Source organism: Pseudomonas sp. Leaf58, from assembly GCF_003627215.1.
Taxonomy (GTDB): Bacteria; Pseudomonadota; Gammaproteobacteria; order Pseudomonadales; family Pseudomonadaceae; genus Aquipseudomonas.
In genome coordinates, this window is the sequence record NZ_CP032677.1 from 3,770,866 (window position 1) to 3,796,023 (window position 25,158).

Genomic DNA, 25,158 nt, shown 5'->3' on the forward strand with positions numbered 1-25,158 from the left:
CCTACCTCAGCCATTAGGGCCCACGGTGGCAACGATGGTGACTTGCTTGTTGTCAGGTATTTCCTGATACGCCAGAACATGCAAATTCGGTACAGCCAGGCGCCCGAAACGCGACAGCATGGCGCGGATCGGGCCGGCGACCAGGAGAATAGCCGGTTGGCCCTGCATTTCCTGGCGCTGGGCCGCTTCGATCAACGAACGCTGCAGCTTTTCGGCCATGCTCGGCTCCAGAAGAACACCGTCTTCCTGACCTTGCCCGGCCCTTTGCAGACTATTGAGCAAAATCTGTTCCAACCTTGGCTCCAGGGTAATCACTGGCAGCTCCGACTCAACACCGACAATGCTTTGCACGATGGCGCGACACAATCCGACGCGCACTGCCGCTACCAGCGCGGCGGTATCTTGACTCTTGCCGGCATTGTTCGCGATCGCCTCGGCGATACTGCGAATATCACGCACTGGCACCTGCTCCGACAACAGCGCTTGCAGCACCTTGAGCAGGCCCGACAAGGAAATGACACCCGGCACCAGCTCTTCGGCAAGTTTAGGCGATGCCTTGCCCAACACCTGCAGCAATTGCTGAACCTCTTCGTGGCCGATCAGTTCATGGCAGTGCTTCTGCAAGATTTGGTTGAGGTGGGTGGCCACCACGGTACTGGCATCGACCACGGTGTAGCCCAGCGACTGCGCCTGAGCGCGCTGGCCGACATCGATCCACACGGCCTCCAGGCCAAACGCCGGGTCGCGCGCGGCAATGCCGTTAAGGGTGCCGAACACTTGCCCTGGGTTGATTGCCAGCTCCCGGTCCGGGTAAATCTCGGCCTCGGCCAGGATCACCCCCATCAGGGTCAGGCGGTAGGCGCTGGGCTGCAGGTCGAGGTTGTCGCGGATGTGCACGGTAGGCATGAGGAAGCCCAGGTCCTGCGAGAGCTTCTTGCGCACCCCCTTGATTCGCGCCAGCAACTGGCCGCCCTGGTTGCGGTCGACCAGCGGGATCAACCGGTAGCCGACTTCCAGGCCGATCATGTCGATCGGCGTGACGTCGTCCCAGCCCAACTCCTTGGTCTCCATCGCGCGCTGTGGCGAGGGCAGCAGGTCCTGCTGGCGCTGTGCTTCTTGCTGCGCCTGCACCTTGGTCTTCTGCTGCTTCTTCCACACCAGGTAGGCGCCGCCACAGGCCAGCAGGCCCAGGCCGAGGAAGGCCACGTGCGGCATGCCCGGCACCAGGCCCATGACGATCATCAGCGCACCGGACACCGCCAGCGCCTTGGGCGAATCGAACATCTGCCGGTTGATCAGCTTGCCCATGTCCTCGGAACCCGAGGCACGGGTAACCATGATCGCGGCGGCGGTGGACAGCAGCAGTGATGGCAATTGCGCCACCAAACCGTCACCGATGGTCAACAGGGCGTACACCTTGCCGGCATCGCCGAAGCTCATGCCGTGCTGCAGCATGCCGATCAGCATGCCGCCGATCAGGTTGATGAACAGGATCAGCAGGCCGGCAATGGCGTCACCGCGGACGAATTTGCTGGCACCGTCCATCGAGCCGTAGAACTCGGCCTCCTGTGCCACCTCGGCACGCCGGTGCTTGGCCTGGGCCTGGTCGATCAGGCCGGCGTTGAGGTCGGCGTCGATGGCCATTTGCTTGCCAGGCATGGCGTCGAGGGTGAAACGCGCGCTCACTTCCGAGATACGCCCGGCGCCCTTGGTCACCACCACGAAGTTGATGATCATGAGGATGGCGAACACCACGGCACCGACCACGTAGTTACCACCGATCACCACCTCGCCGAAGGCCTGGATCACCTTACCGGCTGCGCCGTGGCCTTCCTGGCCATGCAGCATCACCACCCGGGTGGAGGCCACGTTCAGGGCCAGACGCAGCAGCGTGGCCACCAGCAGGATGGTGGGGAACGCGGCGAAGTCGAGCGGGCGCAGGGCGTACACGCAGACCAGCAGCACCACGATCGACAGGGCAATGTTGAAGGTGAAGAACACGTCGAGCAGGAACGGCGGTATCGGCAACATCATCATTGCCAACATCACCAGCAGCAACAGCGGCACACCCAGGTTGCCCCGGCCGAGCCCGGCCAGGTTGTTACGGGCGTTGCTGATTAACTGAGTGCGATCCACCGCGAGTCCTCTTCATGCAAAACTTTGACGCACAAGGGGCGTCTGGCGCTGGCTTTGCAAGAAGCCTTCCAACTTTGTGGATCTGGTGTGAGCCGGGGTGTTCGCCTTGAGGTTTTTACCGCCTGTTAGATCGAGCGCCGCCCGCGCGGCGCTTCGCGGCGCAAGGCCGCTCCCACATCTGTTTCGGGCCAATCACTCCTGTGAGTTCTCTTCTGTCCGCCTGTTTGTTCACTTCGATATCGAGGGGCAAAGCTGCTCTTCATCCATTTCCAGCCATGCACCAAGGCTGCAACCCGCCTGGCACAGGAGTGATTGGCCCGAAACAGATGTGGGAGCGGCCTTGCGCCGCGAAGCGCCGCGCGGGCGGCGCTCGACCTCACAGGCGCTGAATGTGGTGCGACGAGCACCTGTCAACTGTCGCGGCGCAAGTCCGACGGGATCGGCAGGTCGTCTTTCAGCGGCTCCGGCCGCTTGCCCTTGCCCGCCCGGTACTGGCGGATCTGGAACACATAGGCCAGCACCTGCGCCACCGCCAGGTACAAGCCGGCAGGGATTTCCTGCTCAAGCTCGGTGGAGTAATAGATCGCCCGCGCCAGCGCTGGCGATTCAAGGATCTGCACCTTGTGCTCCACGCCTATCTCGCGAATTTTCAAGGCAATGAAGTCGGTGCCCTTGGCCAGCAGCAATGGCGCCACCCCGCCTTTCTCAGGGTCGTACTGCAAAGCCACCGCATAATGCGTCGGGTTGGTGATGATCACATCAGCCTCAGGCACGGCGGCCATCATGCGCCGCTGCGACACCTCACGCTGCAACTGGCGAATACGCTGCTTAACCTCAGGCTTGCCTTCGCTGTCCTTGTACTCGTCGCGCACTTCCTGCTTGGTCATCTTCATTTTCTTGTGCGTCTGGTACAGCTGGAACGGCACGTCCGCCGCCGCGATCAGCAGCAACCCAGCGGCCATCCACAACGCACTCCAGCCCACCACCTGCACACTGTGGATGATGGCCTGCTCCAGCGGCTCATTGGCAATCGACAGCAGCGCCTGGCGATCATGGGCCAGCACCACCACCGCCACTATCAGGATCACGAAAAACTTTGCCAGCGCCTTCAGCAACTCGGTCAGGGCGTTCATCGAAAACATTCGCTTGATACCCGACAACGGGTTCATGCGGCTGAATTTTGGTTGCAGCAGGCTGCCGGAGAACAGGAAACCGCCCAAAGCGATGGGCCCGATGAAAGCGACCACGAACAGCAGAATGAGCACCGGCTGCACGGCCCAGATGGCCATCTTGCCCGACGCGAGCAAGAAAGCCCCCATGGCCCGCTCATCGACGATCATGTCGCGGGTCAGGCTGAAGTTCAGGCGCATCACCGCCAGCAAGGTCTCGGCCAGGTGACCACCAAATGCCAGCAGGGCGCCGGCGCCCGCAAGGGTGACCGCAACCGTATTGAGCTCCTTGGAGCGGGCGATTTCGCCCTTCTCACGCGCCGTGCGCTTGCGTTTCTCGGTGGGCTCTTCTGTTTTGTCCTGACCGCTCTCGCTTTCTGCCATGCTCAGCGCGCCCTCGCCAGCTCACGCAACCATTGCAACGCTTCGCTGGCCAATGCCTGGTAATGGGCAAGTATATCGGCCAAGCCGACCCAGAAAATGAACATGCCCATGACCAGAATCAGCGGGAAACCAATGGAGAAGATGTTCAGCTGCGGCGCGGCGCGGGTCATCACGCCAAAAGCAATGTTCACCACCAGCAGCGATGCGATCGCCGGCAGGATCAACAGCAAGCCGGCGCCGAAGACCCAACCCAGACGCCCCGCTATCGCCCAGAAATGGCCTACCACCAGCGCGCTGCCCACCGGCAAGGTGGTGAAGCTTTCGCTCAACACCTCGAACACCACCAGATGACCGTTCATCAGCAGGAACAACACGCTCACCAGCATGGTCATGAACTGGCTGATCACCGCGACGTTCACGCCATTGGCCGGGTCGACCATCGAGGCGAAGGCCATCCCCATCTGCACCGCGATGATTTGACCAGCGATCACAAAAGCCTGGAACAACAACTGCAATGAAAACCCAAACAACGCCCCGACGATGACCTGTTCGGCACACAGCAATACGCCGCGCAGGCTCAATGGGTCGAACTCGGGCAACGGCGGCAGCGCCGGCACGATCACCACAGTGATGGCCACCGCCACGTACAAGCGCACCCGCGCTGGCAGCATGCGTGTGCCAAAGATAGGCATGGTCATCAGCACCGCAGTCACCCTGAACAACGGTAGGATGAAGGTGGCAACCCAGGTGCCGATTTGCGTATCGGTCAGTTCCAGCATGGCTGCCTCAACCGATCAAATGCGGGATGCTGGTGTAAAGGCCTGTGATGTACTCCATGAACTTTTGCACCAGCCAAGGCCCGGCGACGATCAGCGTGATCAGCATCACCAGCAGGCGTGGCAGAAAGCTCAGGGTCTGTTCGTTGATCTGCGTGGCGGCCTGGAACATGGCCACCATCAAGCCCACCAGCAGGCTCGGCACCACCAGCACGGCTACCAACAGGGTGGTCAGCCACAGGGCATCACGGAACAGGTCGACAGCGACTTCAGGTGTCATCGGTGGCACTCCTTGGCGGCGTCAGACACCGCCGAAACTGCTGGCGAGGGTACCCATGATCAGCGCCCAACCATCCACCAGTACGAACAGCATGATCTTGAATGGCAGCGAGATGATCAGCGGCGACAGCATCATCATACCCATGGCCATGAGCACGCTAGCCACCACCATGTCGATGATCAGGAACGGGATGAAGATCATGAAGCCGATCTGGAACGCAGTCTTCAGCTCGGAAGTGACGAAAGCCGGCACCAAAATCGTCAGCGGGACCTGGTCGGGGCCAGCGATATCGGTGCGCTTGGACAGGCGCATAAACAGGTCCAAGTCGCTCTGCCGGGTCTGCGCCAGCATGAAGTCCTTGAGCGGCCCCTGGGCTTTGTCGATGGCCTGCTGGGCGGTCAGTTGCTCGTTCAGGTACGGCTGCAGAGCGTTCTGGTTCACCCGGTCGAACACCGGCGCCATGATGAACATGGTCAGGAACAGCGCCATGCCGGTGAGGATCTGGTTCGACGGCGTCTGCTGCAGGCCCAGGGCCTGACGCAATATCGAGAACACGATGATGATGCGGGTGAAGCTGGTCATCAGGATGACGAACGCCGGAATGAAGCTCAGCGCCGTCATGATCAACAGGATTTGCAGGCTGACCGAATATTCCTGCTGCCCGTCCGCGTTATTGGACAGGGTAATGGCCGGGATCGACAGCGGGTCGGCGGCCAGGGCCAATGGCGCAGCCAACAGCAACGCCAGAGTCAACAACGTACGCAACGCGCCGTTCATCACTTGTTGTCCTTAGGGTTTTTGCCCATCAGCTCCATCAGCCGCTGGGCAAACTCCGGTGTCGCCTGGCGGGCGCTAGCCGGTACTTGCACGGGCTCGGCCAGCACATGCAGGGCCTCGATACTGCCGGGGGTGTGGCCGATCAGGATCTGCTCCTTGCCCACCTGCACCAACAGCAGGCGGTCACGCGGGCCGATGGCCAGGCTGCCGACGATCTCGATCACCTGCCCCCCCTTCACGGCGGCCCCCTGCATGCGCCGCAGCAGCCAGGCCAGGAAGAAGATCAGGCCAACCACCAGCAGCAGGCCCAAGACCATCTGCGCCAACTGCCCGCCCAGGCTGCCCGGTGCAGCTGCGGGGGTCGCTGCCGGTGTAGCCGCCGCCAGGCAGGCCTGGCTGGCAAGTAGCGCCGCGAACGCCGCGCTGGCGCGCATCGTGCCCTTCACTCAGCGCAGCTTCTTGATACGTTCGCTGGGGCTGATCACGTCGGTCAGGCGGATGCCGAACTTCTCGTTGACCACGACCACTTCGCCATGGGCGATAAGCGTACCGTTGACCAGCACGTCGAGCGGCTCACCGGCCAGGCGATCGAGCTCGATTACCGAACCCTGGTTGAGCTGCAGCAGGTTGCGGATATTGATCTCGGTGCTGCCCACTTCCATGGAAATGTTCACCGGGATGTCCAGGATCACATCCAGGTTCGGGCCTTCGAGGCTGACGTTTTCGTTGGGCTTGGGCGAGCTGGCGAACTCCTCCATCGGCAAGCGGCCAGAGCCACCAGCGCTGCCGCCAGTGTCACCGCCCAGCAGGGCATCGATGTCGGCCTGGCCGGCTGCACCGGTTTCTTCCAGTGCTGCAGCCCACTCATCGGCCAGCGCCTGGTCGTCCGGGGAGGTGATCTCGTTTTCGTTAGCCATGGTTTCCTCGACAGGCATTCAATTCGTTATGAGCGACCGGCACGCCGTCAGCGGCGTTCGATCGGGTCGATGATCTGCAGGGCCAGGTTGCCCTTGTGCGAGCCCAGCCGCGCCTTGAACGCCGGCACGCCATTGGCGCGCAGCACCAGGTGCTCGGGCAGCTCCACCGGGATCACATCGCCAGGCTGCATGTGCAGGATGTCGCGCAGCTTCAACTGGCGCCGGGCGACCGTGGCGGTCATCGGCACAGCCACATCCAGGACGTCCTCGCGCAGGGCCTTGACCCAGCGCTCGTCCTGGTCGTCCAGGTCGGACTGGAAGCCGGCATCGAGCATTTCCCGTACCGGCTCGATCATCGAGTACGGCATGGTTATGTGCAGGTCGCCGCCACCACCGTCCAGTTCGATGTGGAAGGTAGACACCACCACCGCCTCACTGGGGCCGACGATGTTGGCCATGGCCGGGTTGACCTCGGAGTTCATGTATTCGAAGGACACCGGCATGATCGCCTGCCAGGCTTCTTTGAGGTCGACGAAGCATTGGTCCAGCACCATGCGCACCACGCGCAGCTCGGTCGGGGTGAACTCGCGGCCTTCGATCTTGGCGTGGCGGCCATCGCCGCCAAAGAAGTTGTCCACCAACTTGAACACCAACTTGGCGTCGAGGATGAACAGCGAGGTGCCGCGCAGCGGCTTGATCTTCACCAGGTTGAGGCTGGTGGGAACATACAGCGAGTGCACGTATTCGCCGAACTTCATCACCTGCACCCCCCCTACCGCGACGTCGGCAGAACGGCGCAACAGGTTGAACATGCTGATACGGGTGTAGCGGGCGAAGCGCTCGTTGATCATTTCCAGGGTCGGCATGCGACCCCGCACGATACGGTCCTGGCTGGTCAGGTCGTAGCTTTTGATACTGCCAGGCTCAGATGCACTCTCGGTCTGCACCAGCCCGTCGTCGACGCCATGCAACAGGGCATCGATCTCATCCTGGGACAGCAGGTCCTGTACGGCCATTGCGGACTCCTACTGCAATACGAAATTGGTGAACAGCAACTGGTCGACGACCGGCTTGCCGAGTTCCTTCTGGGCCACTTCCTGAACCACTGCGGTGGCCTTCTGGCGCAGCATCTCCTGGCCCACCGGGCTACTGGCCAGGGTGTCGAAGCCTTGCCCGGAGAACATCATCACCAGGTTGTTGCGGATCACTGGCATGTGCACCTTGAGGGCAGCCAGGTCGACCGGGTTGCGCGCTTGCAGGGTGATGCTCACCTGCATGTAGCGTTGGCGGCCGTTCTGGTTAAAGTTGACCACGAAGGCTGGGGTCAGCGCCTCGTAGATAGCCGCGGGTTTAACGTTGCTGGCCGCAGCATCGGCGGCCGGGGCCGGCTCGCCCTTGTGCATGATGAACCAGGTAGCGCCCACCGAAAGGCCGATCGCCAGCAACAGGCCCACGACCGCCAGGATGATCAGCTTGAGTTTGCCTTTAGTGGCGGGGTCTTTGACTGCTTCGCTCTTCGCCATGCCAATAATCCGTCGTCCATCGGGGGTTCAAGGGAGGATGGCTTGGCTTGAGCAAGTGTTATGCCAGATTGGGCAGAAGGGAGATTTCAGCGGGACAACTGCGCGGCCTTCTTCGCGGGCAAGCCTGCGCCTACAGGTACAACACAAGATTCGAAAGCTGTAGGAGCGGGTTTACCCGCGAAGAGGCCGGTACAGCCCGACCTGTTATCAGGCGTAATAATCGACCGCACTGTCGCCGATAACCACCTGCTGCTGCACAGGCTGGCTGCTGTCGACAACCTCACCGCCAGCCTGCTCCGCGCGGCGCGCCGCCACCCCAGACAGGTGGCTGCCCTGCGCCTGCTCCTGCCCCGGCTGCTGTTGCTGCCCCCGCGACTGGTCAGCCACATTGACGTCCGGCTGTGCCAGCCCCTGCTGGGCGAACAGCTCGCGCAAGCGGTGCAGTTGGCTGTCGAGGGCATCACGCACGCCAGCATGGCCGCTGATGAACGTCACCTGGGTCGATTGGTCCGTCGCAACATTGACGCGAATGTCCAGGCGGCCCAGCTCTGCCGGTTCCAGCTGGATGTCCGCCGATTTGAGGTTCTGGCTGGACAGGTACATGACCCGGTTGACCAAGCCCTCGGCCCAGGCGTTCTGGCTCATCGGTAACGGCTGGTGCAACGGGCTGGCGGTGGCCGGCACGGCATTCGCGGTCTTGGCCGTGGCAGCCTGGGTCAGGTTGGCCAGGCGGTTGGCGAAGTCATCGATGCGCGTGTCGCTGCTGGCGCCCTTGGTGTCCTTCAGGCCATCTTCGAGCAATGCGCCAAAGGCTTTGTCGCCCGGTTCACCCGCCTCACCGTCAGTATTCTCGATCAGCCCCGCCAAGGTATTGACGGCGGCCTGCCCCTCCTCACCCTGGGCCTGGGACGGGTCAAGGGCGTGCGCCGAGGTGGCACCCTTGGCCTGGGCGCTTTGCTCCAGCGCCAGGCGCAGGGTCGGCAGGCCGGCCAAGGGGTCGGCGTCGGGGTCGAAGGCTTCTTCCGCCGCCGCTTCCGCCATGAGTTCGCCACTGGCTTGCGCCGCCTGCAACACAGGCGCCACCGCTTCGGCCTGGGCCTGGATCAGTTGCGCACCGGGCTGTGCGTCGGTGACCTGGCCGGCCACCAGGCTGGCATCGCGCAGCCCGGTATCGGCTGTGCCTTGGGCATCAGCTGGCAACGTATTGCCGTCATCGGCAACTGCAGGCTTGTCAGCCGTGTCGTGCTTGCCGCCTTGCGCTGCTACAGGCTTGTCCTTGGGCTTGGCTGGGGCCGCCCTGTCGTCCTGCCCACTCGCCTTGTCGCGCCCTTGCTTGGCCATCACCTGGCCAAAGCCGTCGCCCTTGTCGCCCAGCGCCTGCAGGGGTTTGTCCGCCTGTACGCCAGCCGAACGCGACGTGTTGGCAATGGCGTTGGCTTGCAACAAAGGATTGGATGCGACAGGCATTGAGCGGTCTCCGCGCCAGAAACTGAAAAAACATTCGGCCAGAGACAGGCAAGACTCGCGCCAAGTCGCGCATCAGCCTGCAGAAATGCGCTGCTGTTCATCCCGATAAAAGCGCTGTACCTCCAGGTATTCCTGGTCGATACGGTTAATCAGGTCTTCGATACCATACAACGGCGGCCGCCGTGCGCGGTCTTCCAGTTGCTGGCACAAGCCGGCCAAGGCCAACGCCCCCATATTGCTGCTACTGCCTTTGAAACTATGGGCGGCCGAACCGAGCTCTTGCGCGCTTTGGGCCGCGTGCAACTGGCCCAAGCGCCGCTCGGAATCCTCGAGGAAGGTCTGCACCAACTGCAGGTATCCCTCCTCCATGACCTCACGCAGGTCACTGAGTACCTTGTGGTCAATATGCATGTCAGTCACTTGCTCACTCCTTGATCAAGCCAGATTATGCCCGAGCCAGCGCGTGGCTCACCAGACGAACTCCACCTGGGCGCAATGCCCACCCTCATGCCAGCGCGCCTTGCTGGCCAGCCGCTGTACCAGCTTCAGGCCACGCCCGCTCAGCCCCTGCTCCAACGACGGCCGCGCTAGCACCTGTTGCACATCGAATCCGGCGCCACTGTCGCGCACCTCAATGATCAGACGCCCGCCGTCGACATGCGGTTCAACCTTGAAGTCGATGCGCACGTAACCGTCGCCCAGCACCCCAAGGCGCCGGGCGCGCTCCTGATAATAGTCGGCAAAACCCTGCCCATCGCGCTTGAGCTGCGAATCCAGGCCCAGCACGCCGTGCTCCAAAGCATTGGAATACAGCTCGCTGAGCACGCTGTGCAGGTTGCCGGTGTGCGTGCGCAGACCGTGGATTTCCTGCAACAACTGCACCAGGTAAGGCACTGGGTTAAAGCGCTTGAGGCTTTCGCCACGCACCTCGAACCCCAGCGACCAGTCCAACGGGCTGGAACGGCCGTTATCAGCGTAGATCATTGGCGCCGCTACCCGCTCCTCGGCGCTGAACATACGAATGTCGCACAGGCTGATGTCATCGCGCGGGCGCCCGCCAAAGCGCTCCAAGGCCTGCATCACTTCATCGAACAGCCGCGTCGGGTCACGGTTGGCAGCCAACACTGTGCGCAGGCGCTGCACGCCGAACAGGCATTCCTGGTCGTCGGCCGTATCGAGCACACCGTCTGATAACAGCAGCAAACGCTCGCCGGGCGCCAGCGGCAACACCTCGGTGCTGTCATCGAAGCGCTCGGCGGCCAGAATGCCCAGCGGCAGATGCCGCGAACTCAGCACCGACAGCACCTGGCCATGCACTGACAGGCGATAGCCGTCGGGCATGCCGCCGTTCCACACCTCCACCGAACCGCGCTGCATGCTGAGGTTTAGCAGCAGCGCGCAGCAGAACATGTCCACCGGCAGGATGCGTTTGAGCTTGCCGTTCATCTCGCGCAGGATCTGCGCCATGCCGTAGCCTTTGGCGGTCATGCCGTAGAACACTTCGGCCAGCGGCATAGCGCCCACCGCTGCCGGCAGGCCGTGACCGGTGAAGTCCCCCAGCAGCACACGCATGTCACCGGCCGGGGTGAAGGCGGCCAGCATCAAGTCGCCATTGAACAGCGCGTAGGGCGATTGCAAGTAGCGGATGTTGGGCGCGGCCAGGCAACCGGAGTGGGCCACCTTGTCGAATACCGCCTTGGCCACCCGCTGTTCGTTGAGCAGGTGATGGTGGTGCCGGGTAATCTGGTCGCGCTGCTCCAGGACGGTGGCCTGCAGCCGGCGCAAGCGGTCCATGGCGCGGATCTTGGCGGCGAGGATCACCGCACTGTAGGGCTTGGCCATGAAATCATCGCCCCCAGCCTCCAGGCAGCGCACCAGGCCTTCCTCCTCGTTCAGCGAGGTCAGGAAAATGATCGGTACCAACGCCTCGCCAGCCAGGGCCTTGATCTGCCGCGCCGCCTCGAAACCGTCCATCACCGGCATCAATGCGTCCATCAGCACCAGCTGCGGGCGCCGCTCGACGAACAGCGTTACCGCCTGTTCGCCGTTCTCTGCAGTAAATACCTGATGGCCCTGACGCCGCACGATCTGCGCCAACAGCAGGCGGTCGGCGGCACCGTCTTCGGCGACCAGCACGGTCAACGCCTGTTCGGCCGGCATGTCGGCGCTCAACTGATATCGAAAAGTTTTTCGAAATTGGAGATGGCGAGGATCTTGCGCACGTCAGAGCTCGCATGCACCACCCGCACATCCGACTCATCGCCGCCGGCGTGGTCACGCAGCAACAACAGCATGCCCAGCGCGGAACTGTCGAGGTAGGTGGTGTCTTTCAGGTCGACGACCACCGAATCGGGCCGACTGGGCTGGCGTTCGTAAGCGTCGCGAAATTCCTGGTGCTTGCCGAAATCGAAGCGCCCCTTGATCTTGATGGTCAGCTTTTTCCCGTCCTGCGAAAAATCAGTCTCGACTGCCATGCTAGCGATTCCTTCGATGATGGCGGGTGCAACACCCTAAAGGTTTAGCAGGCCGTCGCAGGTGTAGCAAGGCCATACCTGTAGCGGCCCTATCGCCGGTACCGGTTAAAGATGATTCTGCCGTGGCAGACGCTGCGACAGCTCATCGAGCAAACGCTGTTCGCGCTTGTCTTCGGCCCGCCGGGCTTCGTCCTGGTAGCGCTGCACCAGCTTGCGCAAGCCCTCCACCCGGGCATAGGCTTGCTGCCAGGTGCCGCGCGCGTTGTTGAGGTTGTTCTGGTGCCAGACCAGGCTCTGGCGCTGCTGGGTCATGGCCGTTTCCAACTGCCCGAGAAAGCGCTGGTAATTCACCAGCCAGCTGCCATTGACCCCCTGCCCGCCGCGGTTAATCCACTGCAGCTGGTAATCCTCACGAAACCGTTCGAGTTCGGCCAGCTTGGCCTGGGCCGTGGCCACCTGCTGCTGGAAATGCCCCAGGCGCTGCGCCGCCGTGCGCTCGGCCTGCTCGGCCATCGCCACTACCGGCGCCAGGCGCGCGGCGCGTCCAGGCTGGCTCATAGCCTATCAACCGCCCGCCGGGGGCGTGAAAATAGCCCCCAACTGTTCGCGGCTTTGCGCCAGGCCTACGTTCTCGTCCAGCCCCTGGCGCAACAAACCCACCAGTTTCGACTGCAGGGCGATGGCCAGGTCGGTCTCCGGGTCACCGCCGGCCACATAAGCCCCCACGCTGATCAAGTCGCGACTTTGCGACAGGCGCGACCACAGCTGCTTGAACTTTTGTGCCTGGCGCAAATGATCGGCATCGACCACCTGGGGCATGACCCGGCTGATCGAGGCTTCGATGTCGATGGCCGGGTAATGGCCTTCTTCGGCAAGCCGACGCGACAGCACGAAGTGGCCGTCGAGCACGCCGCGCGCCGCGTCGGCAATCGGGTCTTGCTGGTCGTCGCCTTCAGACAGCACGGTGTAGAACGCGGTGATCGAACCACCGCCGGGCCCGCCGTTGCCCGCCCGCTCTACCAACTTGGGCAGCTTGGCGAACACTGACGGCGGGTAGCCCCGGGTGGCCGGCGGCTCGCCGATGGCCAGGGCAATTTCCCGCTGGGCCTGGGCGAAACGGGTCAGCGAGTCCATCAGCAACAGCACGTTCTTGCCCTTGTCGCGGAAGTACTCGGCAATGCGCGTGCAATACATGGCGGCGCGCAGGCGCATCAGCGGCGCATCGTCGGCTGGCGAGGCCACCACGACCGAACGCTTGAGGCCCTCCTCACCCAGGATATGCTCGATGAACTCCTTCACCTCGCGGCCCCGCTCACCGATCAGGCCGACCACGATGATCTCGGCTTCGGTGAAACGAGTCATCATGCCCAGCAACACCGACTTACCCACACCAGTGCCCGCGAACAGGCCCAAGCGCTGGCCGCGCCCCACAGTCAGCAGGCTATTGATGCTGCGGATACCCACATCCAGCGGCTTGCTGATAGGGTCGCGGTTGAGCGGGTTGATCACCGGGCCGTCCATCGGCACCCAGTCCTCGGCCTTCATCCCGCCCTTGCCATCCAAGGCACGGCCGGCACCGTCGAGTACCCGGCCTAGCATGCTCATACCCATGGGCAGGCGACCGCTGTCATCCAGCGGCACTACCCGGGCACCCGGGGCAATGCCGACAATGCTGCCCACCGGCATGAGGAACACCCTGGGCCCGGCAAAGCCCATGACTTCGGCTTCGACCTGCACCGGGTGGTAGCTGTCGTCGTTGATCACCAGGCAGCGGCTGCCCACTGCGGCACGCAGGCCCTCGGCCTCCAGGGTGAGGCCGACCATGCGCAGCAGGCGCCCCTCGACCACGGGTTGGGCGGGCAACTCGATCGCCTCGGCATAACTACCCAGGCGTTTACCGAAGCTGGTGCGCTCAAGCTTCATCAGGAGGCTCTACCGAGCTGCCCAGCTCGACGGACATATCCGCTGCCGCCGGGTGCAGTGACTGGTCGTGTAGCTGGTCGAACAACTGCGCCACGGCTTTCTCGATGCGTGTTTCCATGGTCGCGTCGATGCGGCTGTGAGCGGTCTCGATGCGACAGCCGCCAGGCAGCAGCGCACTGTCCTCAAGCAGCCGCCAGCTTTCCTCATGGCGTTCGCGCAAGGCCTTGGCCTGCTCGAAATCCTGCGGGTTGAGGTGGATGCGGATATTGTCCGCACCCATGGGCAGCAGCTTGAGTGCCTCGCGCAGCACCTGCGTGATCTGGCTGGAGTCGTTACGCAGCTCGCGACCGATCACCTGGCGGGTCATGTGCGCCACCAAGTGGACCAAGGTTTTCTCGATTTGCGTGTCTTGTTCAGCGATCGGCTCCATCAAGTGGGCCATCAGCTGTTCGAGGCTGTCCAGCTTGGCCTTCAGGGCCTCTTCGGCCTCCTGGCGGACCTTCAGCTGGGTGCTGTGGAAGCCCTCGCGCTCACCGGTGGCGAAGCCTTCGTTGTAGGCTTCCTGGCGGATAGCCTCAAGCTCTTCCAGGGTCAGCGGCTGGACTTCTTCCAGCGGCACCTCCTCGATTTCTTCCTCGACCACCTCCGGCTCCGGCTCGGGCTGGGGCTCCGGTGCTGGGTCAAAGCTGGGCAGCGTCCACACGTCCACGCCCTCGAGGTCGCGGGCGCGGATCAGGTCGCTGGGGTGATGTTCTTTGGTGGACATGTTTTCAGGTACTCAAGCCATGTTCAGCCGACACGGTCCCTGTAGGGGCGGGTTTACCCGCGAATGCGTCGGCAGCGACAACCTCTATCGCCAGGCCCGACGCCTTCGCGGGCAAGCCCGCGCCTACAAGGGCCAGCGTCGGCCAGTAAATCGCGAAAACCTTAGATCATTTCCTCGGCGCCCTTGCCGCCGAGCACGATCTCGCCGGCCTCGGCCATGCGGCGGGCGATGGTGAGGATTTCCTTCTGCGCCGTTTCCACGTCGCTGACCCGTACCGGCCCCTTGGCCTCCAGGTCGTCGCGCAGCAGCTCCGAGGCACGTTTGGACATGTTCTTGAAGATCTTGTCCTTGACCCGCTCGTCGGCACCCTTGAGCGACACCACCAGCACGTCGGACGACACTTCGCGCAGCAGCGCCTGGATGCCGCGGTCGTCGACGTCGGCCAGGTTGTTGAAGACGAACATCAGGTCTTCGATCTGCTCCGACAGGTCGCTGTCGATCTCGCGGATCGCATCCATCAGTGCACCTTCCACCGAGCTGTCGAGGAAGTTCATGATGTCGGCGGCACGCTTGATGCCACCCAGGGTGGTACGCGCGGCGTTGGAGTTGCCCGAGAACTGCTTCTCGAGGATCTGGTTCAGCTCCTTCAGCGCCGCCGGCTGCACGGTGTTCAGCGACGACACCCGCAAGACGATATCCAGGCGCACCTTGTGGTCGAAGTTGCTCAGCACTTCACCGGCCTGGTCAGGGTCAAGGTAGGCGACCACGATGGCCTGGATCTGCGGGTGCTCGTAGCGGATCACATCGGCTACCGCGCGCGGCTCCATCCACTTGAGGCTGTCCAGGCCGCTGGTGTTGCCACCCAGCAGAATGCGGTCGACCAGGCCATTGGCCTTGTCCTCACCCAGGGCCTGGTTGAGCATCTTGCGGATGTAGTCGTCAGAGCCCACACCCAGGCTGGTCTGATCGCCGACGATGTCGACGAACTCGCTCATCACCTGCTCCACCTGATCACGGTGCACATTGCCCATCTGCGCCATGGCCACACCCACCCGCTGCACTTCCTTGGGGCCCATGTGCCGCAGCACCTGGGCCGCATCGGTCTCGCCCAGCGAGAGCAGAAGGATCGCCGCCTTGTCGACGCGGCTCAGCTTGGCGGTAACGGCTCGGTTATCACTCATCGGCGTTGATCCAGTCTTTCACGACCTGGGCTACGCGGCCCGGGTCTTCGGCCACCAGGCCTTTGATTGCGTTGAGCTGTGCCTCGTAACCCTCGCTGGGGCTAGGCAGCAGAATGCTTGTCGGGCCACCCAGGCTGACGCGGTCGTTGGCCAGTTCGCCATCCAGCCCCATCATGCCGCCCAGCTCCATGTCGCTATCCGAGGCAGCCTGCTTGCCGCCCCCGGTAATGTTGTTCAGCACTGGCCGCAGCACGCCGAACACCAGCACCAGGATGAACAGTACGCCCAGCACCTGCTTGACGATGTCCCAGAACCACGGTTGCTGGTAGAAGGCGATGTCGGCGATTTCTTCGCCACGGTCGGCGGCGAACGGTACGTTGATCACCGTCACGCTGTCGCCACGGCTGGCATCGAAGCCGACCGCGTCCTGCACCAGGCGGGTGAAGCGCGCCAGGTCCTCGGTACCCCAGGGTGCACGCGTGGTGTCGCCGGTGGCCGGGTCGATCTTGACCTGGTCGTCCACCACCACCGCCACCGACAGGCGGGTCATGCGCCCCTGTTGCTGGCGGGTGTGGCTGATGGAGCGGTCCAGCTCGAAGTTCTTGGTACTTTGCTGGCGCTTGTCCGACGGGTACGGCGCGAGCATTGGCTGGCCGGTGGCCGGGTCCATGATCTGCTGGCCGTTGGCATCCACCAGCGGCTGGCCAGGCTGGATGGCCGCGGCCGGGGTGGCGGAAGCGCCGGTGGTCTGCGGTGCCGACGCAGGGCCTGGTGGCTGGTTGCTCAGCGCTCCTGGCACGCCCTGCGGGCCCTGGCTGCTGGCCCGTTGTTCGTCGACCGACTGCTCGCTGCGCAGCGCCGGCTGGTCGGGGTTGAACTGCTCGGAGGTCGACTCCACCGCGCTGAAGTCCAGGTCGGCAGACACTTCGGCCTTGTAGCGGTCATTGCCCAGCACCGGCTGCAGGATGTTGTGCACACGCTGGGTAAGCATGCCCTCCACCCGGCGGCTGTAGTCGAACTGCTTGCCCGCCTGGGTCAGGGTCGTGTCCTGGACTTGTTCGGACAGCAGGTTGCCCTTCTGGTCGACCACGGTGACCTGGGACTTGTCCAGTTCGGGCACGCTAGTGGCCACCAGGTTGATGATGGCCATCACCTGCCCGGCTTCCAGAGCGCGGCCCGGGTACAGCTCGACCAGTACCGAGGCGCTGGGCTTGCGTTCGTCACGCACGAACACCGAACTTTTCGGGATAGCCAAGTGAACACGCGCGGCCTTGACGTTGTTCAGGCTGGATACGGTGCGCGCCAGCTCGCCTTCCAGGCTGCGGCGGTAACGGGTGGCTTCCATGAACTGGCTGGTGCCCAGGCCCTGCTCCTTGTCGAGCAGTTCGAAGCCGACATTGCCATCGCTCGGCGCCACGCCGGCGGCGGCCAGCTTCAGGCGCGCACGGGAGAGGTCGTCGGCCTTGACCAGCAGAGCGCCAGAGTTGGGCTCGACGTTGTAGGGAATGTCGGCAGCGGCCAGGGTGTCCATGACCTGCTTGGTGTCCATGCCCGCCAGGCTGCCGTACAGCGGGCGGTAATCGGGTTGTTGCGACCACAGCACCACAGCGAAGCCGATCGCCACGCTGGCCGCCAGGCCGACCATGAGGCCGATCTGACGCAGCATGGGCATCTGCGATATGTTTTCCAGGAACGACAGGCCAAACAGCGGCGGTTTGGCCGCTGGCGAGCCAGTCTTGGCGGGGGCGTTGTCGACGACTGCTTCAGCCATGGTTTACATCCGTCCTCAAACCGGCATCTGCATGATGTCCTGATACGCCTGGACCAGCTTGTTGCGCACCTGAGTCATGGCCTGCATCGAAACGCTGGCTTTTTGCGAAGCGATCATCACGTCAGTCAGGTCGACGCCGCTCTTGCCGATTTCAAAGGCGTTGGCCAGCTGGGTGGAAGCCTGCTGAGTTTCATGCACCTTGCCGATGGCCTGGCCGAGCATGTCGGCAAAGGTACTTTGCCCTGGCGCCAGCTCAGGGGCCGCGGACACCTTTGGCAGCGACATGGCATCGGCCTGCATGGCCCGCATGTCCAACATCAGACGATTGAATTCAACACCTTGGCTCATGACCCTTCTCTCTCCTGCGGCCGCATTTTTTTGACACTCATGCGGCGAATAGCCTACCTAAGCAACAAAGGTGCCAGCCTTCGCCCCCCCTTTCACGGGGCCACCTAGCCCCTGCGGGCGCGCAGCAGGATGAGTCGCTCGTCAGCCGAACAGGCTGGCTTCGACGTCAAACCCGGCATCACGCATCTGCGCCAGCTTGTAGCGCAAGGTACGCGGGCTGATGCCCAGGCGTTCGGCGGCCTCTTTGCGGCGACCACGCTCGGCGCGCAGGGTGTCGATGATCATCTGGTACTCGTGCCGGCGCATGTCATCACCCAGGCCGCTGGCTTCAACCGCCAGTTCCGGAGCTGGCGTGGAGCCCGCCGACAATGGAATGGCGCCTGCCAGACAGAAATCCGCCGCCTCGATCACCCCGCCCTGCTGCAGGATCAACGCCCGCTGCAAGGCATTGTCCAGTTCACGCACGTTGCCCGGCCAGGCATGCCCCTGCAGGCAGGCCCGCGCCTGCGGTGACAGGCGCACCGGGGCGTGCTTCATCTTGGCCACATGGCGCGCCAACAGGCGCTCGGCCAACTGCAGAATATCCCCCGGCCGCTCACGCAGCGGGCGCCAGGCCAGCGGGAATACCGACAGGCGGTAATACAGGTCTTCACGGAAACGCCCGGCAGCCACTTCACCCGCCAGGTCGCGGTTGGTGGTGGCCAGCACGCGGATATCCAGGCTGATGGGCTTGCGCCCACCTACCCGCTCCACCTCGCGCTCTTGCAGCACGCGCAGCAGTTTGGCCTGCAAGGCCATGGGCATTTCCGAGATTTCGTCGAGCAGCAGGGTGCCACCTTCGGCCTGCTCGAACTTGCCAGCCTGGGCGGCGATAGCACCGGTGAAGGCGCCCTTCTCATGACCGAACAGGGTGGCCTCAAGCATGTTGTCGGGGATGGCCGCGCAGTTGATCGCCACGAAAGGCTGCGCCGCCCGTGGCGACTGCTGATGAATGTAGCGCGCCAGCACCTCTTTACCGGTACCGGACTCACCAGAAATCAGCACCGTCGAGTCACTGCGCGCCACCCGGGCAGCCAGCTCCAGCAACTGCCGGCTGGCCGGCTCGCAGGCCACTGGGCCTTCATCGCCACTCAAGCGCCCAGCAGCATGCCGCTCAACCAGGTTGAGCAACGCCTTGGGCTCGAACGGTTTGACCAAGTAGTCGGCGGCACCCTGGCGCATGGCCTCGACGGCACGCTCCACGGCAGCATGCGCCGTCATCAATAGCACCGGCAGTTGCGGCTGCTGGCGGCGTAACTGAGCCAGCAGTTGGTGCCCATCCATACCAGGCATGTTCACATCGCTGACCACCAGGCTATAGGCGTCATCCAGCACCGCCGCCAGGGCCTCTTCGGCACTGCCCACCGCTCGGTAAGCGAAACCACCGATCTCCAGGGTATCGCCCAGCGCTTGACGCAATACTCGGTCGTCCTCGACCAGCAACACCTTGATGGCCACTACATGCTCTCCGCCAATTGCCCGTCGATCAACGGCAGCGCCACCCGCACGCAGGTACCCCGGCCGACCTTCGAGCGCAGGCTGAGGGTACCCTGGTGCGCGCGCACCACGGCCTTGACCACGGCCAGACCCAGGCCTGTGCCGGTGGCCTTGGTAGTAAGAAACGGCTCGCCCAGGCGGCCAAGCAAATGCGCCTCGATACCACTGCCGGCATCGCTGACGCACAAGTGCAAGGTACGCTCGCGGCGGAACAGGTGCACCTTTAGCCGCGCCGGGCCGTCGCTGGCCTGGATGGCATTCTCGACCAGGTTGAGCAAGGCGCCGACCAGCGTGTCGCGGTTACACAGCAACTCGCCCAGATGGCTGTCGCACTGCCAGCGCACGGCGTGCCCCTGCACATGCGCCTGGGCTGCCTGCTGCAAGGCCTGGAACAAGGCTTTCGGGGTTGTCCGGTCACCCAGCGGCAGCTCGCCACGGGCGAATACCAGCATGTCGCGCACCTGGTGTTCCAGCTCGTGCAAGCGCTCCTTCAAGGTCCCGGCAAAGCGCTGTCGGGTTTCCTCGCTCAGCGCTTGCTGGCTATCGGCCAGGTGGCTGGCGTAGAGCATGGCGGCCGACAGCGGCGTGCGGATCTGGTGGGCCAGCGAGGCAACCATGCGCCCCAGCGACGACAGGCGCTCGTGGCGGGCCAGCTGGTCTTGCAGGCGACGGGTTTCAGTCAAGTCGTTGAGCAACACCAACTGGCCGGGCTCGGCATCCAGAGAGCGGGTGGCGATGGACAGCCGGCGACCGTCACGCAGCGAGACTTCGTGACCGTCGTCCTTGCGTGGGGCGAAGCTGCGGGCGATCACCTGGCGCCACAATTGACCGATCAGCGGCTCGCCAAGCAGTTCGCAGGCGGCCGGGTTGGCTTCGCGCACCAGGCCCTGGCCGTCGATCACGATGACCCCGCCGGGCAGCAGGGCCAGCAGGTTTTGCAGGCGATTGGCCAGGCGCTCTTTTTCGCTCAGCTCGTCGATACGCTGGGCACTGACCACCGCCAGCTCGCCCTTCAGTTCGCTGACCCGGGCCTCGAGCAGGCTGTAGGACTGGCTCAGCTGGCTGGACACCTGATTGAACAGGGCGAAGGCTTGCTCGACACCCTGGCGGCTTTCCTGCTCGACCGGGGTTTGCCCCTGCGGATCAGGGGCTCGGGATAGGTGGGCGGCCTGGGGCATCGTGCTCTCTCGCGTGGCTGACCGTCATAAAAACGGTGTGTTGCCAGCGGTGTAGCAATAGCCGTGCCGGAGATGGGGATTTTGTGCTGGGTGAACCGGCCTCTTCGCGGGTAAACCCGCTCCTACATGGGTGTGGTAGCGGGCATGCCCGCGAAGAGGCCGCCACAGGCGACCGATAAGCGTCAATCTTCGGCCTGTTCCTCGCCGCCCTGGCGGCTCATGCCGTACTTACGCATCTTCTCGACCAGTGTGGTACGACGAATGCGCAAACGTTCAGCCGCACGGGCAACGATACCGTTGGCATCGTCCAGCGCCTGCTGGATCAGGCCCTGCTCCAGGCTACCCAGGTAGTCCTTCAGGTCCAGCCCTTCCGGCGGCAGCATGGCGTGGCTGCTGAAGTTGGGCGCGTGGCCGTTGATTGCCACACGCTCTTCCAGGTCACTGCGCAGGCTGTCGACCATCTGCTCGTCTTCGTCATCGACGTAGCGGAATTTCTTCGGCAGCTCGGACACGCCAATCACCCCGTACGGGTGCATGATCGCCATGCGCTCGACCAGGTTGGCCAGCTCGCGCACGTTGCCCGGCCAGCCGTGACGGCACAGCGACATGATCGAGGCCGAGTTGAAACGAATGGAGCCGCGCTTCTCGTGCTCCATGCGCGAGATCAGTTCGTTCATCAGCAGCGGAATGTCTTCTACCCGCTCACGCAACGGCGCCATCTCGATGGGGAACACGTTCAGGCGGTAGTACAGGTCTTCGCGGAAGGTGCCGTCCTCGATCATGGTCTCGAGGTTTTTATGGGTGGCGGCGATGATGCGTACATCAATGCTCTGGGTCTTGTTGCTGCCCACACGCTCGAAGGTACGCTCTTGCAGCACCCGCAGCAGCTTGACCTGCATCGGCAGCGGCATGTCGCCGATTTCGTCGAGGAACAGCGTGCCGCCATTGGCCAACTCGAAACGCCCGGCACGGCTGGTGATCGCCCCGGTAAAGGCGCCTTTCTCGTGGCCGAACAGTTCGCTTTCCAACAACTCTGCCGGGATCGCGCCACAGTTGACCGGCACGAACGGCGCTTCGCGGCGCTTGGAATGGTAGTGCAGGTTGCGCGCCACCACTTCCTTGCCGGTGCCGGACTCACCCAAAATCAGCACGCTGGCGTCGGTATCGGCGACTTGTTGCATCATCTGCCGCACGTGCTGGATAGCACGGCTGGTGCCAACCAGGCTACGGAACAGGTTGGGCTCGCGCTGGCGCCCGCGCTCGCGCGCCTGGTCGTACATTTCGCGGTAAACCTGGGCACGGTGCAGCGAATCCAGCAGCTGGCTGTAGCTTGGCGGCATTTCCAGGTTGGAAAGCACCCGACGGCGAAGGTCTTCCGGCAGCTCGGCAGAAGAAATTTCACCTAAAAGCAAAACCGGAAGGAACTCATCCCACCCAGCCACTGTCTTAACGAGCCCCAGGAGACTGCCCGGAGCGCTGACAGCACCGATGAGCACGCACAGCACCTCACGACTCGAGGACAATGGCTCGACCATGTGCTGCCAGTCCTGGCTCGAACAAGCGATGTTTTCTTCGCCGAGGAAATTCAGCACCACCGCCAAGTCGCGGCGGCGTGCGCTGTCGTCATCGATCAGCAGAATTTTGGTTTCACGCCACATGCAATAGCAACTTCCCTAGTCATATCGGCGCCCTGCGGGGCGTGCTCGACATCATTCCGACTGAATGGTCAGTGTTCGGACGTCTGAAATTCGAAAACAGCCACTAGTAAAGTCAAAAAACACCTGTCAGTCAAATTAATGGCGCATGGGTTTTGCAACATCTGTGGTCAGGTGAACAAATGGTATACCTTTGCCGCGCTCTGCGCCTGACGGATTTTCGTCATTTCATCGACCACAGATTGACGCTCGCCACTTGCAACCTCAATTAATTGGCGGTAAACGGCCAACAATTGCTCGAGGCTGGCACTGACATCGGCCTCATTGCCTTTCGCCCCGGTGACCATGTCACCGATGCGCAAGCGGCATTCCAGGTCCAACTCCCCTACCGCTGCCCAGTCACGCTCGGCCAGCGCTGCCAGGAGCATTTCGCGGGTTTGCTCGATACGGGCGATTACTTCGCTCATGTCATCCTCCTTTATCAGGAAGCCGACTCCTGATCGCCGATTGCGTCCCAACCTTCCTTCACGGTGATCAGCAGGCGCGCGACCTCGTCGATGATGGCAGGGTCGCCCGTGACGTTGGCTTCGATCAGGCGGCGGCTCATGTACATGTAGAGGCTGTCCAGCTCAGCCAGACTCTCGGCATGGTTTTCGAGATCAAGGCCCTCACGCAGGCCGCCGATGATGTCGATGGCCTTGCCGATGAGAATGCCTCGCTGCGCGATGTCATTGCGCGCTATGGCGCCTTTGGCCTGCGCCATGCGATCGAGGCCACCCTGCATGAGCATCTGCACCAGACGGTGCGGGCTGGCTTCGGACGTCTGCGCCGCGCCGTTGACTTTCTGGTACTGCCGAAGGGCCAACATCGGGTTCATGGATCTGCCTCGTTGCTGCGGTGAAAAAGTTGCTTGTACCTGCTGTATCGCCTGCACGTCAAAAAACTTTAGGGATGAAGTAAAGCCCGGGGCATCCAGTGGATACCGCCGGGCTCTGGCAGCTTCAAGCGATCAGGACTTCTTGGCCTGGGCGTTGATCGCTTCAAAGATCGAGGTAATCTGATCAGCCTGGGCTTTCATCTTGCCCAAAGCCGTGTCGAGGGCCACATATTTCTTGGTGAGCGATTCAGTGAGCGACGCCGTGCGACGCTCCAAGGCAGCCTGCTGATCACTTAGATTCTTGGCGACTTTATCCAGGTTGGCCTTGCGCGCCGCCAGACTACCATCGGTAGCGTTGTATGGGTCAATGGCCTTGTTCATGCGCTCGAAGATGCCATTGCTACCGGTAAATAGATTCTGTACCTCGCCACCCAGCTTCTTGTCGTCCATCGCAGCAGAGAACTTGGTGGCATTGAACTCAAGGGTGCCATCTTTCATGGTATTGACGCCCAACTGGCTCAGCGTAGTCAGGCGATCCCCTCCCCCCGCTTCCGCCAACACTCCCCGCACGTCGGCCAGCAGCGAGCGAGTGGTAGGGTCGTTGGTCAGCGAACCCAACACCATATTGCCATTTGCATCCTTGCCGGTGCTTGTCAGCGAAGTGATCGCTTTCTGCAACGTGTTGTAGGCATCAACAAAACTCTGAACAGAGGTTTTCAAGCCATCATTGTTAGCCGCCACCGTCACCTTGGTGGTGACATCGGTCGCACTGACCCCGTTAAGCTCAAGCTGGATACCACTAATGGCATCCTTGACGGTGTTCGAGGCACTTTTTACCTCGAGACCATCAATCATGACCAGCGCATCCTTGGCTACATCTGTAATGTAACCCGCGCCCTTGTCCGCCATCGATTCCGTGCCGTTGATATCCAGCCCCAGCCCGGCCACAGAAATATCAGAGTCGGCACCCGTGGTAGTAGAACCGAGCACTAGGCGAGCACCGTCCTCGCCCGTGATGATGTTGGCGGAAAAACCACTGCCCCCCAGCTCTTTGTTAATCTGGTCACGCACCGTTTGCAGCGTAGCATCGGCTCCCACCTTGATGGTGTAGTCCTTGCCGCCCTGACTAATGACCAAATCACCGGCGGGAATGGTCGCACTAGCGCCATCCTCGAACGCCTGGCTCGCCACTTTGGAACTGGTTGCCAGGTTTTTCACCTCGATACTGTAAGTACCCGCCACCGCGGTATTGCTTGCGGTAGCCTTGACGATACTTTCGCTCGCAGACGTCGCCGCGTAGGCATTGAAGGAGGGCGTAGTCTTGTCGTTGAGTTTGCTCATGGCCGTGGTGAAGGCCGTAAGTGCACTGCGTAGCGCACCAACCCCGGAGATGTACGCAGTATTGTTCGCAGTCTGGCGAGTGATTTGCGCCTTCTTGGCTGCAGTATCGGCATTGACCAGGACAGACACGATCTCGTTAATGTTGAGACCAGACCCTAGGCCTATACCAGAAGAAATTGGGCTTGCCATACTGTTGTCCCTCTCGTCAACGCGTCACCCCCGCTCCGGCAGGGCCGCCACACTTCACTTCATTGATGCTCCGCGCCAGTCATACCTTGGCGTTGAACAAAACACTATTGACATCGCTCAGGCTGCGGGCAATCCGCAGGGCCTCCTCTGAAGGCAACTGCCGAATCAACTCTCCACTGTCAGTAGCGATGACCTTGACAACGATCTTGCCGGACTCTTCATCCGTGGAAAATTCCAGGTTGCGCTGCGACGCCTTCATGAATTTTTCGATTTCCGAGACGGCACTTTTAACCTTGTCGGCATCCTGCGCAGCGTTAAGGTCTTTTTTGTCTTCTTCGAGTTTTACTCGTTCCGTTGACCGGGTAACCGGTTTTTCGGCAACCTGCTCGGCCGAACGTGCGGCCGGATAAGACAGGTTCAGCTTGACGCTCATGTCCATGCCCACCACCTCGCAATGTAAAAACGGGGAAGCGCCGCAAGGGCACTTCCC

26 protein-coding genes are annotated in these 25,158 nt (G+C 62.6%); all 26 read right to left on the reverse strand.

Annotated elements, in window-relative coordinates:
* Window positions 1-6 precede the first annotated feature (6 nt).
* Complete coding sequence (flhA, locus tag DV532_RS17540; RefSeq protein WP_056805237.1) at window positions 7-2,136, reverse strand: flagellar biosynthesis protein FlhA; 2,130 nt, start codon at window positions 2,134-2,136, stop codon at window positions 7-9.
* A gap of 410 nt (window positions 2,137-2,546) precedes the next feature.
* Window positions 2,547-3,689 carry a flagellar biosynthesis protein FlhB gene (gene flhB, locus DV532_RS17545; RefSeq protein ID WP_056805234.1) on the reverse strand — a complete coding sequence of 381 codons (1,143 nt, stop codon included), beginning with the start codon at window positions 3,687-3,689 and terminating at the stop codon, window positions 2,547-2,549.
* Window positions 3,690-3,691: 2 nt separating this feature from the next.
* Window positions 3,692-4,468 carry a flagellar biosynthetic protein FliR gene (gene fliR / locus DV532_RS17550; RefSeq protein ID WP_056805231.1) on the reverse strand — a complete coding sequence of 259 codons (777 nt, stop codon included), beginning with the start codon at window positions 4,466-4,468 and terminating at the stop codon, window positions 3,692-3,694.
* Window positions 4,469-4,475: 7 nt separating this feature from the next.
* Entirely contained in the window at window positions 4,476-4,745 is a 270-nt protein-coding gene (fliQ, locus tag DV532_RS17555) for a flagellar biosynthesis protein FliQ (RefSeq protein WP_056805215.1), read from the reverse strand.
* A 21-nt stretch (window positions 4,746-4,766) separates the two neighbouring features.
* Window positions 4,767-5,522, reverse strand: a complete 756-nt coding sequence (gene fliP / locus DV532_RS17560) for a flagellar type III secretion system pore protein FliP (protein ID WP_056805213.1) — start codon at window positions 5,520-5,522, stop codon at window positions 4,767-4,769.
* Window positions 5,522-5,956 carry a flagellar biosynthetic protein FliO gene (gene fliO, locus DV532_RS17565; protein WP_056805427.1) on the reverse strand — a complete coding sequence of 145 codons (435 nt, stop codon included), beginning with the start codon at window positions 5,954-5,956 and terminating at the stop codon, window positions 5,522-5,524. The genes fliP and fliO overlap by 1 nt, the downstream gene beginning before the upstream one ends.
* A 12-nt stretch (window positions 5,957-5,968) precedes the next feature.
* A complete protein-coding gene (gene fliN, locus DV532_RS17570; protein ID WP_056805424.1) occupies window positions 5,969-6,439 on the reverse strand; it encodes a flagellar motor switch protein FliN in 471 nt (156 codons plus the stop codon).
* A 47-nt stretch (window positions 6,440-6,486) separates the two neighbouring features.
* Window positions 6,487-7,455 carry a flagellar motor switch protein FliM gene (gene fliM, locus DV532_RS17575; RefSeq protein ID WP_056805210.1) on the reverse strand — a complete coding sequence of 323 codons (969 nt, stop codon included), beginning with the start codon at window positions 7,453-7,455 and terminating at the stop codon, window positions 6,487-6,489.
* Window positions 7,456-7,464: 9 nt separating this feature from the next.
* A complete protein-coding gene (fliL, locus tag DV532_RS17580; protein ID WP_056805207.1) occupies window positions 7,465-7,962 on the reverse strand; it encodes a flagellar basal body-associated protein FliL in 498 nt (165 codons plus the stop codon).
* Between the two features lie 207 nt (window positions 7,963-8,169).
* Complete coding sequence (locus DV532_RS17585) at window positions 8,170-9,429, reverse strand: flagellar hook-length control protein FliK (protein ID WP_056805204.1); 1,260 nt, start codon at window positions 9,427-9,429, stop codon at window positions 8,170-8,172.
* 72 nt (window positions 9,430-9,501) lie between these two features.
* Entirely contained in the window at window positions 9,502-9,849 is a 348-nt protein-coding gene (locus DV532_RS17590) for an Hpt domain-containing protein (protein ID WP_056805202.1), read from the reverse strand.
* A gap of 48 nt (window positions 9,850-9,897) precedes the next feature.
* Window positions 9,898-11,589, reverse strand: a complete 1,692-nt coding sequence (locus DV532_RS17595; protein WP_056805200.1) for a fused response regulator/phosphatase — start codon at window positions 11,587-11,589, stop codon at window positions 9,898-9,900.
* 8 nt (window positions 11,590-11,597) lie between these two features.
* On the reverse strand, window positions 11,598-11,903 hold the full coding sequence (locus DV532_RS17600) for an STAS domain-containing protein (RefSeq protein ID WP_013973600.1): 306 nt from the start codon (window positions 11,901-11,903) through the stop codon (window positions 11,598-11,600).
* A 105-nt stretch (window positions 11,904-12,008) separates the two neighbouring features.
* Window positions 12,009-12,461, reverse strand: coding sequence for a flagellar export protein FliJ (gene fliJ, locus DV532_RS17605; RefSeq protein WP_056805197.1), 453 nt, complete (start codon window positions 12,459-12,461; stop codon window positions 12,009-12,011).
* 6 nt (window positions 12,462-12,467) lie between these two features.
* Window positions 12,468-13,826, reverse strand: a complete 1,359-nt coding sequence (gene fliI, locus DV532_RS17610; protein WP_056805195.1) for a flagellar protein export ATPase FliI — start codon at window positions 13,824-13,826, stop codon at window positions 12,468-12,470.
* Entirely contained in the window at window positions 13,816-14,592 is a 777-nt protein-coding gene (fliH, locus tag DV532_RS17615; protein WP_056805187.1) for a flagellar assembly protein FliH, read from the reverse strand. Before fliH ends, fliI begins: the two co-directional genes overlap by 11 nt.
* A 161-nt stretch (window positions 14,593-14,753) precedes the next feature.
* Window positions 14,754-15,773: a flagellar motor switch protein FliG gene (gene fliG / locus DV532_RS17620; protein ID WP_056805186.1), complete on the reverse strand. Its 1,020-nt coding sequence runs from the start codon at window positions 15,771-15,773 to the stop codon at window positions 14,754-14,756.
* The gene (fliF, locus tag DV532_RS17625; protein WP_056805183.1) at window positions 15,766-17,544 is read right to left on the reverse strand and encodes a flagellar basal-body MS-ring/collar protein FliF; all 1,779 of its coding nucleotides are present in this window, start codon (window positions 17,542-17,544) and stop codon (window positions 15,766-15,768) included. Before fliF ends, fliG begins: the two co-directional genes overlap by 8 nt.
* A gap of 15 nt (window positions 17,545-17,559) precedes the next feature.
* Window positions 17,560-17,892: a flagellar hook-basal body complex protein FliE gene (gene fliE, locus DV532_RS17630; RefSeq protein ID WP_056805180.1), complete on the reverse strand. Its 333-nt coding sequence runs from the start codon at window positions 17,890-17,892 to the stop codon at window positions 17,560-17,562.
* 141 nt (window positions 17,893-18,033) lie between these two features.
* Entirely contained in the window at window positions 18,034-19,389 is a 1,356-nt protein-coding gene (locus tag DV532_RS17635) for a sigma-54 dependent transcriptional regulator (protein ID WP_056805179.1), read from the reverse strand.
* Window positions 19,389-20,606, reverse strand: a complete 1,218-nt coding sequence (locus DV532_RS17640) for a PAS domain-containing sensor histidine kinase (protein ID WP_056805178.1) — start codon at window positions 20,604-20,606, stop codon at window positions 19,389-19,391. The genes DV532_RS17635 and DV532_RS17640 overlap by 1 nt, the downstream gene beginning before the upstream one ends.
* 182 nt (window positions 20,607-20,788) lie before the next feature.
* Entirely contained in the window at window positions 20,789-22,264 is a 1,476-nt protein-coding gene (fleQ, locus tag DV532_RS17645) for a transcriptional regulator FleQ (protein WP_056805175.1), read from the reverse strand.
* A gap of 167 nt (window positions 22,265-22,431) precedes the next feature.
* Entirely contained in the window at window positions 22,432-22,728 is a 297-nt protein-coding gene (locus DV532_RS17650) for a hypothetical protein (RefSeq protein ID WP_056805166.1), read from the reverse strand.
* 14 nt (window positions 22,729-22,742) lie between these two features.
* Window positions 22,743-23,138: a flagellar export chaperone FliS gene (fliS, locus tag DV532_RS17655; protein ID WP_056805163.1), complete on the reverse strand. Its 396-nt coding sequence runs from the start codon at window positions 23,136-23,138 to the stop codon at window positions 22,743-22,745.
* A gap of 132 nt (window positions 23,139-23,270) precedes the next feature.
* Window positions 23,271-24,668, reverse strand: a complete 1,398-nt coding sequence (gene fliD, locus DV532_RS17660; RefSeq protein WP_056805160.1) for a flagellar filament capping protein FliD — start codon at window positions 24,666-24,668, stop codon at window positions 23,271-23,273.
* A 79-nt stretch (window positions 24,669-24,747) separates the two neighbouring features.
* A complete protein-coding gene (locus DV532_RS17665) occupies window positions 24,748-25,107 on the reverse strand; it encodes a flagellar protein FlaG (RefSeq protein ID WP_056805157.1) in 360 nt (119 codons plus the stop codon).
* Window positions 25,108-25,158: the final 51 nt, after the last annotated feature.

Coding starts and splice junctions, on each gene's coding strand:
- flhB (WP_056805234.1), bottom strand. CDS start 3,689: ATGGCAGAAAGCGAGAGCGGTCAGGACAAAACAGAAGAGCCCACCGAG.
- fliR (WP_056805231.1), bottom strand. CDS start 4,468: ATGCTGGAACTGACCGATACGCAAATCGGCACCTGGGTTGCCACCTTC.
- fliQ (WP_056805215.1), bottom strand. CDS start 4,745: ATGACACCTGAAGTCGCTGTCGACCTGTTCCGTGATGCCCTGTGGCTG.
- fliP (WP_056805213.1), bottom strand. CDS start 5,522: ATGAACGGCGCGTTGCGTACGTTGTTGACTCTGGCGTTGCTGTTGGCT.
- fliO (WP_056805427.1), bottom strand. CDS start 5,956: ATGCGCGCCAGCGCGGCGTTCGCGGCGCTACTTGCCAGCCAGGCCTGC.
- fliN (WP_056805424.1), bottom strand. CDS start 6,439: ATGGCTAACGAAAACGAGATCACCTCCCCGGACGACCAGGCGCTGGCC.
- fliM (WP_056805210.1), bottom strand. CDS start 7,455: ATGGCCGTACAGGACCTGCTGTCCCAGGATGAGATCGATGCCCTGTTG.
- fliL (WP_056805207.1), bottom strand. CDS start 7,962: ATGGCGAAGAGCGAAGCAGTCAAAGACCCCGCCACTAAAGGCAAACTC.
- DV532_RS17585 (WP_056805204.1), bottom strand. CDS start 9,429: ATGCCTGTCGCATCCAATCCTTTGTTGCAAGCCAACGCCATTGCCAAC.
- DV532_RS17595 (WP_056805200.1), bottom strand. CDS start 11,589: ATGCCGGCCGAACAGGCGTTGACCGTGCTGGTCGCCGAAGACGGTGCC.
- DV532_RS17600 (WP_013973600.1), bottom strand. CDS start 11,903: ATGGCAGTCGAGACTGATTTTTCGCAGGACGGGAAAAAGCTGACCATC.
- fliJ (WP_056805197.1), bottom strand. CDS start 12,461: ATGAGCCAGCCTGGACGCGCCGCGCGCCTGGCGCCGGTAGTGGCGATG.
- fliI (WP_056805195.1), bottom strand. CDS start 13,826: ATGAAGCTTGAGCGCACCAGCTTCGGTAAACGCCTGGGTAGTTATGCC.
- fliH (WP_056805187.1), bottom strand. CDS start 14,592: ATGTCCACCAAAGAACATCACCCCAGCGACCTGATCCGCGCCCGCGAC.
- fliG (WP_056805186.1), bottom strand. CDS start 15,773: ATGAGTGATAACCGAGCCGTTACCGCCAAGCTGAGCCGCGTCGACAAG.
- fliF (WP_056805183.1), bottom strand. CDS start 17,544: ATGGCTGAAGCAGTCGTCGACAACGCCCCCGCCAAGACTGGCTCGCCA.
- fliE (WP_056805180.1), bottom strand. CDS start 17,892: ATGAGCCAAGGTGTTGAATTCAATCGTCTGATGTTGGACATGCGGGCC.
- DV532_RS17640 (WP_056805178.1), bottom strand. CDS start 20,606: ATGCCCCAGGCCGCCCACCTATCCCGAGCCCCTGATCCGCAGGGGCAA.
- fleQ (WP_056805175.1), bottom strand. CDS start 22,264: ATGTGGCGTGAAACCAAAATTCTGCTGATCGATGACGACAGCGCACGC.
- DV532_RS17650 (WP_056805166.1), bottom strand. CDS start 22,728: ATGAGCGAAGTAATCGCCCGTATCGAGCAAACCCGCGAAATGCTCCTG.
- fliS (WP_056805163.1), bottom strand. CDS start 23,138: ATGAACCCGATGTTGGCCCTTCGGCAGTACCAGAAAGTCAACGGCGCG.
- fliD (WP_056805160.1), bottom strand. CDS start 24,668: ATGGCAAGCCCAATTTCTTCTGGTATAGGCCTAGGGTCTGGTCTCAAC.
- DV532_RS17665 (WP_056805157.1), bottom strand. CDS start 25,107: ATGGACATGAGCGTCAAGCTGAACCTGTCTTATCCGGCCGCACGTTCG.